Source organism: Streptomyces sp. NPDC056948 (genome assembly GCF_042674225.1).
Lineage (GTDB): Bacteria > Actinomycetota > Actinomycetes > Streptomycetales > Streptomycetaceae > Streptomyces > Streptomyces purpurascens.
Genome location: NZ_JBHUQX010000455.1, coordinates 1 through 6,965, shown reverse-complemented (window position 1 = coordinate 6,965; position 6,965 = coordinate 1). Strand labels below are relative to the sequence as shown.

Genomic DNA, 6,965 nt, shown 5'->3' with positions numbered 1-6,965 from the left:
AGCCTGCAGCGGGATGAGAGGGCCGGGCCGCGCGGCTCAGGGGGCGACGATCTTGATCGTGCTCGCCCAGCCGTGGCCGCCGTCCCGGATCTGCAGGGCCATGTGCAGCAACTGGAAGCCCTCCAGTTCACGCGCGTGCTTGAGCGCGCCGACATCGACCGGGTTCAGCCCGCCGGAGGCGACCAGGTCGGCGACCTGCTTGCGGGCGGCTTCGTCGTCACCGGCGATGAAGACGTCCAGGGGAGTGCCGTTCACCTGTCCGGCGACCAGCGTGGCGGCGAACGTGGTGTTGAACGCCTTCACGACGTGGCTGTCCGGTGTGATGACCTCGGCGAGTTCCTCGGCGGCCGAAGTGCCGGGGGCGACGACGAGCGCGTCGAGCGAGGCGTCGACGGGGTTGCTGATGTCCACGACGATCTTGCCTCTGAGACGGGCCCCGTAGGAGGCGACGAGTTCTTTGGCCGCGGTGAACGGTACGGCGAGGACCACGATGTCCGCGGTGTCCACGGCCGAGTCGTCGGCCGCCCGCACTTGGGCGTCCTCGGGTGACTGCGCCGGCAGTTCGTCGACGAGTTGCACGGCCTTGGCGGGGTCCTTGGCGGTGATGGTGACCGGGTGGCCGCCCACGAGGGCACGGGTGGCGATGCCACGGGCCATGTTTCCGGCACCGACGATGGTGATCTGCATGGTGGTTGTCGTCCTTCTCCGAGCTTGGCCCGGGGTCAGTCGGTGTGAACCCGCACCACGTTGAACGGCAGCTTCGGGTCGGCGATCTGGAATTGGAAGTTGACGATCAGCAGGTCATGGCCGTCGTACGCGGCCGTGGACGGGCTGTGCATGCCGTGGCCGTGAAGGGTGCGCACCAGCTTGGCCTCGGTGTAGTCGCGGCTGAGCTTCAGGGTGGCGATCTGCCCCTCGGGGTGGTCGAGTTCGGTAACCGCGGTGAGGGTGTGGCCCCGCAGCAGCAGGCCGTCGCCGGAGATGCCCTTGGCGCCGCCGAGGTCGATCGGGACGATCTCGTGGGTGCGGATGTCGATGCGGTAGAAGGCGTAGTCGTTGTAGTCGGAGAGCAGGACGTAGCGGCCGTCGCCGGTGACGACCAGGCCGTTGCCGTTGAATCCGGCGTTGTAGTCGATCGGAGACTTGCCCAGGTCCACTCCGACGCGCAGGGGCAGCGGGACGCGCTTGCTCTTCAGCTCCGCGGCGGTGATGTGCCACAGCGCCGGGTGGACGGAGTCGGATATGTAGGCGTCGCCGTTGGGAGCCAGGGCCACGTCGTTGAGGAAGACGTCGGTGCGGCCGGTGTCGAACACGTGCAGCAGGGCGCGGGTGCGGGTGTCGTAGACGAAGACCTTGCCGGTGGCGCCACCGGCGACGATCAGCCGGCCGGCGCGGTCGGTCTTCATACCGGCGACGGAGGTGCGGCCGTCCTTGCCGCCCGGCAGGAACACCTTCGTCGCGGGCTGGTGGACGTCACCGCGGTAGATCGTGCCGTCGCTGGTGCTGCCGACGTAGAAGTAGGGCGTGCCGTGCTGGCGGGCGATGCCCTCCGGATAGGTCTTGTCGCCGGGGATCGTGTAACTGGCGGGCAGTGGGTGGTGATGGGCGTGGGCGTGGGCGGCGGTCGGCTTCCCGGCCGTCCGGGAGGCGGCGAGGGCCGGGGCGGACGCGCCGAGGACGAGGAGCGAGGCGATCGCGACGGCCGTGGCGCGCGGACGGGACAGGCGGGGTGGTGACATGACGGATCTCCGTGGGGAAATGCGCGAGGCAAGCTGGGCAATCGGGAAACGGGGGGAGGAAATCAGTGACCGGTGGGGAAGAGGGACCGGTTGGCGATGTCGATGATGAACGGGCCGACATGGGAGGGGTATCGGTCCACGATCGCCTTCTTGTACGCGTCTCCGTCGTCGCCGAGCAGTTCGCGGGCGTCGGCGAGGTAGCGGCGTACATCCGCGTAGACCTCGGGGCCGGTCGGCAGGCCGTGCCCGGCGAGGATCGTGTCGTAGCCGGACTCGGCGGCCAGCGTGTCGACCGCCTGCTGCCAGCCGGTGATGTCGTTGTTGCCCAGGTAGAGGTGGACGTCGTTGTAGACGAGGTCCTGGGCGATCAGAACGCCCTGCTCGGGCAGCTTGATGAGCAGTTCGTCGGCGGCCTCACCGCCGGAGACGGCCTCGAAGGCGAACGGGACACCGTCGATGACCTCAGTGCCGGGAGTGAGATCCACGGTCGGCGTGAAGTCGCTGAGCGGGATGACCTGGCCGGTGGGCAACTGGCTGTCGCCGCGCGCGATGATCTGCTCACGAACCTCCGCCAGAGCGTGGACGGGGACGCCGAAACGGGCGGCACCGTTGTAGTGGTCGGGGTGGGCGTGGGTGACGATCAGCCGGTCCAGCGGCTTGCCGAGCCCCTTGGCGTAGGCGAGCGCCTCGTCCGCGTAGGCGGGAAGCAGTTGGGCGTCGATCGCGACGATCCGCGCCGAGGTCTCGATCAGCTGCGTGGTGGTGTGGAAGGTGTCCGCCGGGGACATGTAGCTGTGGATGCGGACCGCGCCCTTGTCGAGGACCGTGACCGTGCCGTTCATGGGGTGCTCCTTGCGGTGAGGGGCGGCCTTGCGTCGCCTTGATGTCCTCTACTCTCGCCGTGAAACCGCAGGCAGACGAGATACGCTGGAGACCCGGCATGGTAAATCGAGGACATCCTGGAGTCAGTGATGAATCCGGCGGATCTTGACGAGGCGGATCCCTCCCGGGGCGGTGCCATCCCCCGGCTCGACTTCAATCCCCCCGAGGAACGCGTCCCCGGGTTCGAGATCATCGACCTGGTCACCCTGCACGAGCGTCGCCGTCGCCGTCGCCGGCGCAGTCGGCTCGACGCGGTGCACCGGGTCGACTTCCATACCCTGACCCTCATCACCGAGGGCAGCGGCGAACACGCCATCGACTTCGTCGCCTACCCCTGCCGCCCCGGCACCCTGCTCTGGATCCGGCCCGGCCAGGTACAGCGCTTCATGCGACCGACCACCGCCAACGGCACGCACCTGCTCTTCACGCCGGCCTTCCCGCCCCACTCCAGCAGCGCCGACCGGCTGGTCAACGAGTGGTACGGACCCGCGTGCTGGCAACTGGGCGCCAGTCCCGAGTACGCGGTGCTGTCCACTCTGCTCGGCCAACTGCGGGCCGAATACGGTCGGCCGGTGTACACGGTGTCCTCCGAGATCCTGCAACTCCTGCTCGCCACCGTGTTGTTGCAGATCGACCGGCTGCCCCACCCGGACGGCGGCGGCGCACACGCCGGCGGGGAGGTCTACGCCCGCTTCCGCGCCGAGCTGGAACGCTCCTACGCCACCACCCGCCGCGCCGCCGACTACGCCCACCGCCTCGGATACACCGTCAAGACACTCACCCGCGCCTGCCTGGCCGCGACCGGGCAGCCCGTGAAGCACGTCATCGACGGACGGGTCGCCCTGGAGGCCCAACGGCTGCTGGCGCACACCGACGAACCGGTCGCGACCATCGCCCGCCGCCTGGGCTTCCCCGAGGCCACCAACTTCGGCAAGTTCTTCGCCCGCCACACCGGCGGGACCCCCGGCGCCTTCCGGCTGGCCCATCAAGGCCGGCAGTGAACCGGTGACAGGCCGGCTCGTGCCGGTGCGAACATGATCGGTGGGCGGGGTGGGAGCAGGAGCGGAAGGGGCGCAGGGCCATGGACGAGCACGCGGAGATCTCGACGCCGGCGGAGGCGGCGAACAACGCCCTGATCCTGGCCTTCGGGCGGCTGCAAGGGGCTGCGAACCGGTTGGAGTACATCCTGGGCCGGGCGCTGGAGGTGGAGTGCGGCATCAGCCATCTGACGTTCGAGGTGCTGCTCATCCTGGGTCGAGCGGGGAAGCAGGGTCTGTCGATGCGGGCCATCGCCCAGGAGCAGGTGCTGACCACAGGAGGGGCGACCCGTCTGGTGGACCGCATGGCGGCGGCCGGTCTGGTCGACCGGGTCGAGGATCCCGACGACCGGCGCGGCCGGCTGGTGCGCCTGACCACGTTGGGGGAGGAGACCACGGTTGCCGCGGCCCGGGTGCACAGGGAGAACATCAGGCGGTACTTCCTGGGGCCCCTCCCGGCCGAAGAGCGCGACCGGTTCGCGGAGAACCTCCGCGTACTCAGCCATACGGCGCGCGACACGCTGCCCCGGCTCCCCTGAGGGCAGTGGCCCTCCGAGGCCGCGGTGGCCTTCGTGATCTCAGCGCGCCGCTCCGTCGCCGGCTTGCGCACGGCGGCGGACTCGCTCATGCATGGACCGGCGCGGCTTGGATCAGGTCCGGCACGCCCTCGTGGTCACAGACGCCGGTAGGGCCACCTTCGTGGTCATGCATGCAGCCATATGCGTGCGAATGGTCGCAAGGTTGACGACCATTTGACCCGACACTCCTGGCGCAGTTCACGGGCCCGGGCGAAAGATCGGCGACGGGAGCGCGTGGGGACGCGCTCTTGTTCGATCATGGGAATATCTGACTAGTCAGGTACCGTTGGTCCGGTGAACCGCTCGCACCACGCGGGCGCCACACCTTTTCGTCGAGGTCCTCCATGAAGCTCGTCTACGTTTTCGATGCCTACTGCGGCTGGTCCCACGGGTTCTCCGCGACGCTGCTCGAGGTGGTGTCCCGGCATCCGGAACTCACCGTCGAGGTGGTCTCCGGCCATCTGTTCAGCGGTGAGCGCCGGGTGCCCATACGAGAGTTCGGGTACGTCGCCGGCGCCAACGCCAAGATCGCCGAGCTGACCGGAGCCGAGTTCGGCAAGGCGTACGAGCGGCTGATCGCCGAAGGCTCGTTCGTCATGGACTCCGAGGACGCCGCCCGTGGCGTGGCCGCCCTGCGTCAGGCAGCCCCGGCGCGGGCAGCGGAACTGGCCACCACCGTGCAGCACGCCTTCTACGTCGACGGCCTCAGCCTGTCCGAGACGGCCACCTACCGGAAGATCGCCGAGCAGTACGGGCTGGACGCGGACGCCGTCGCCGCGGCTTTCGAGGCGCCCGAAGCGCGGGCCGCGGCCGCAGCGGACCGCTTCCGCGCCGCCGAGCTGGGCGTCAACGCCTTCCCCACCCTCCTAGCTGTCGACGGCGACCGCGTGGCCGTCCTGGCCGTCGGCAAAGCCTCCACCGACGAGGTGGAGCGGGAAATCGCGGCGCTCACCGCCTCCCGCACCTCCTGACCCCACCCCGTCCCAAGCCACCGTCCCCCGCCCCAAAGGAACCGTCATGAGCAGCCTCTCCTTCAAGATCTTCGACCTGGACTTCCCGGCAGGCAGCAAGAACAAGACCGCCACCCTCGTCACCGGCGAGAGTGAGGCACTGCTGATCGACGCCGCCTTCACCCGCGCCGACGGTCACAGGCTGGCCGCCGAGGTCCTCGACTCGGGCAAGAAGCTGACCACCGTGTTCGTCAGCCACGCCGACCCCGACTTCTACTTCGGCGCCGAAGTGATCGCCGACGCCTTCCCCGACGCGAGGTTCGTCGCCACCCCGATCGTCATCGAGCACATCCAGCGCTCCTACGAAGGCAAGCTCAAGGCGTGGGCGGCGCTCGGGCCGAACCTGCCGACCCGTCTGGTGGACCTCGAGCCGCTTACCGGTGACCTCACCCTGGAGGGGCACCGCTTCGAGCTCAGGGGTGGTCCGGAGGGCCTGCCCGACCGGCACTACCTGTGGCAGGCCGAGAGCCGTGCCCTCCTCGGTGGCGTCCTGCTGTTCCAGCAGGAGCACGTCTGGGTCGCGGACACCCCGGCCCCGGAAGACCGTGCCGCCTGGATCGGCCTGCTGGACGAGATGGCCGCCCTCCAGCCCGAGCTGGTCGTGCCCGGCCACCGCCTGCCCCACGCGCCGGCCGGCGCCTCCGCCATCGCCGCCACCCGCGAGTACCTCGTCGCCTTCGACGAGGAGCTCGGCAAGGCCGCCGACGGTGCCGCGCTGACCGAGGCACTGGTGGCGCGCTACCCGGACAACGGCATGCTGATCGCCGCCCAGATCGGTGCCAAGGTCGCCAAGGGCGAGATGAAGTGGGGCTGAACATGACCGAGTTCGCCGCTTCCACCGCACCCGCCGACGTCGTACGCCGCCAGTACCTGGCCTCCGCGGCCGGCGACCTGGAGGCGCTGCGCGCCACCCTCGCCCCCGACGTGGAGTGGAAGGAGATGGCCGGCTTCCCTCTGGCCGGCACCTACCGCACCCCCGACGGGGTCACCTCCGGCGTGATGGAGCAGCTGGGCAAGAACTGGGACGGCTGGACCGCCCACGACGACACCTATGTCGTCGACGGCGAGAACGTCGTCGTCCTCGCCCGCTACACCGCGACCAACAAGGCCACGGGCAAGCCGATCGACGTCCGCGTCGCCCACCACTTCACCGTCCGCGGCGGACTGATCGTCCGCTTCGAGCAGTTCGTGGACACCGCGCTCGTCCGTGAAGCGATGACCGACTGACCCTTCGCACCTGAGGATCCCTCTGATGAACCCCACCGTCGTGCTGGTGCACGGGGCGATGCACACCCCGTGGATCTTCGACCCGCTGCGTGAGCGGCTCGACGCCCGCGGCATCGCCTCGCACACCGTGCAGCTCCCCAGCAGCGCTCCCGACAGCGCCGCCGCCCAGGGACTGACCGAAGACGTCGCGGTGCTCCGGGCCGCCGTAGAGGAAGTCGACGGGCCGGTCGTGCTCGCCGCCCACTCCTACGGTGGCGTGCCCGCCACCTGGGTCGCCGCCGAAGCCGGCCAGGTCGCCGAACTCGTCTACGTGGCCGCCTTCGCACTGGAGGCCGGCACCTCGATGCTGGAGTGGATGGGCGGTGACTTCCCGCCCACCTGGATCCGCTCTCCCGACGGCCTCGCCGTCAAGGCGGGAGACGCCGAGGAGTCCATTTTCAGCGGCGTCGACCCCACCCTGACCGCCGAGGCCGTCAAACGCCTCAACTGGCA

At 69.6% G+C, this 6,965-nt stretch carries 9 protein-coding genes; 6 read left to right on the top strand and 3 right to left on the bottom strand.

The window, feature by feature from the left end:
- Nucleotides 1–36 precede the first annotated feature (36 nt).
- The 3 genes from ACFTZL_RS38045 to ACFTZL_RS38035 all read right to left on the bottom strand — a co-directional run bounded on the left by ACFTZL_RS38045 (nt 37) and on the right by ACFTZL_RS38035 (nt 2,581).
- Nucleotides 37–687 (bottom strand): NADPH-dependent F420 reductase, encoded by a 651-nt coding sequence (locus ACFTZL_RS38045; protein ID WP_382592936.1) that lies wholly within the window; start codon nt 685–687, stop codon nt 37–39.
- 35 nt (nt 688–722) lie between these two features.
- Nucleotides 723–1,739 carry an SMP-30/gluconolactonase/LRE family protein gene (locus ACFTZL_RS38040; protein ID WP_382592933.1) on the bottom strand — a complete coding sequence of 339 codons (1,017 nt, stop codon included), beginning with the start codon at nt 1,737–1,739 and terminating at the stop codon, nt 723–725.
- A 62-nt stretch (nt 1,740–1,801) separates the two neighbouring features.
- Nucleotides 1,802–2,581 carry an MBL fold metallo-hydrolase gene (locus ACFTZL_RS38035; protein WP_382592930.1) on the bottom strand — a complete coding sequence of 260 codons (780 nt, stop codon included), beginning with the start codon at nt 2,579–2,581 and terminating at the stop codon, nt 1,802–1,804.
- 129 nt (nt 2,582–2,710) lie between these two features.
- Here ACFTZL_RS38035 and ACFTZL_RS38030 point away from each other — a divergent pair, with 129 nt between their 5' ends.
- The 6 genes from ACFTZL_RS38030 to ACFTZL_RS38005 form a co-directional block, all read left to right on the top strand.
- Nucleotides 2,711–3,622 carry an AraC family transcriptional regulator gene (locus ACFTZL_RS38030; RefSeq protein WP_382592927.1) on the top strand — a complete coding sequence of 304 codons (912 nt, stop codon included), beginning with the start codon at nt 2,711–2,713 and terminating at the stop codon, nt 3,620–3,622.
- An 80-nt stretch (nt 3,623–3,702) separates the two neighbouring features.
- Complete coding sequence (locus tag ACFTZL_RS38025; protein ID WP_382592924.1) at nt 3,703–4,197, top strand: MarR family winged helix-turn-helix transcriptional regulator; 495 nt, start codon at nt 3,703–3,705, stop codon at nt 4,195–4,197.
- 383 nt (nt 4,198–4,580) lie between these two features.
- Nucleotides 4,581–5,207, top strand: a complete 627-nt coding sequence (locus ACFTZL_RS38020; protein WP_382592921.1) for a DsbA family protein — start codon at nt 4,581–4,583, stop codon at nt 5,205–5,207.
- A 46-nt stretch (nt 5,208–5,253) separates the two neighbouring features.
- Complete coding sequence (locus ACFTZL_RS38015) at nt 5,254–6,060, top strand: MBL fold metallo-hydrolase (RefSeq protein WP_382592918.1); 807 nt, start codon at nt 5,254–5,256, stop codon at nt 6,058–6,060.
- 2 nt (nt 6,061–6,062) lie between these two features.
- Nucleotides 6,063–6,473, top strand: a complete 411-nt coding sequence (locus ACFTZL_RS38010) for a nuclear transport factor 2 family protein (RefSeq protein ID WP_382592915.1) — start codon at nt 6,063–6,065, stop codon at nt 6,471–6,473.
- Nucleotides 6,474–6,498: 25 nt separating this feature from the next.
- Nucleotides 6,499–6,965: esterase/lipase family protein (locus ACFTZL_RS38005; RefSeq protein WP_382592912.1), on the top strand; the 467-nt coding region annotated here is incomplete at its 3' end.

Coding starts and splice junctions, on each gene's coding strand:
- ACFTZL_RS38045 (WP_382592936.1), bottom strand. CDS start 687: ATGCAGATCACCATCGTCGGTGCCGGAAACATGGCCCGTGGCATCGCC.
- ACFTZL_RS38040 (WP_382592933.1), bottom strand. CDS start 1,739: ATGTCACCACCCCGCCTGTCCCGTCCGCGCGCCACGGCCGTCGCGATC.
- ACFTZL_RS38035 (WP_382592930.1), bottom strand. CDS start 2,581: ATGAACGGCACGGTCACGGTCCTCGACAAGGGCGCGGTCCGCATCCAC.
- ACFTZL_RS38030 (WP_382592927.1), top strand. CDS start 2,711: ATGAATCCGGCGGATCTTGACGAGGCGGATCCCTCCCGGGGCGGTGCC.
- ACFTZL_RS38025 (WP_382592924.1), top strand. CDS start 3,703: ATGGACGAGCACGCGGAGATCTCGACGCCGGCGGAGGCGGCGAACAAC.
- ACFTZL_RS38020 (WP_382592921.1), top strand. CDS start 4,581: ATGAAGCTCGTCTACGTTTTCGATGCCTACTGCGGCTGGTCCCACGGG.
- ACFTZL_RS38015 (WP_382592918.1), top strand. CDS start 5,254: ATGAGCAGCCTCTCCTTCAAGATCTTCGACCTGGACTTCCCGGCAGGC.
- ACFTZL_RS38010 (WP_382592915.1), top strand. CDS start 6,063: ATGACCGAGTTCGCCGCTTCCACCGCACCCGCCGACGTCGTACGCCGC.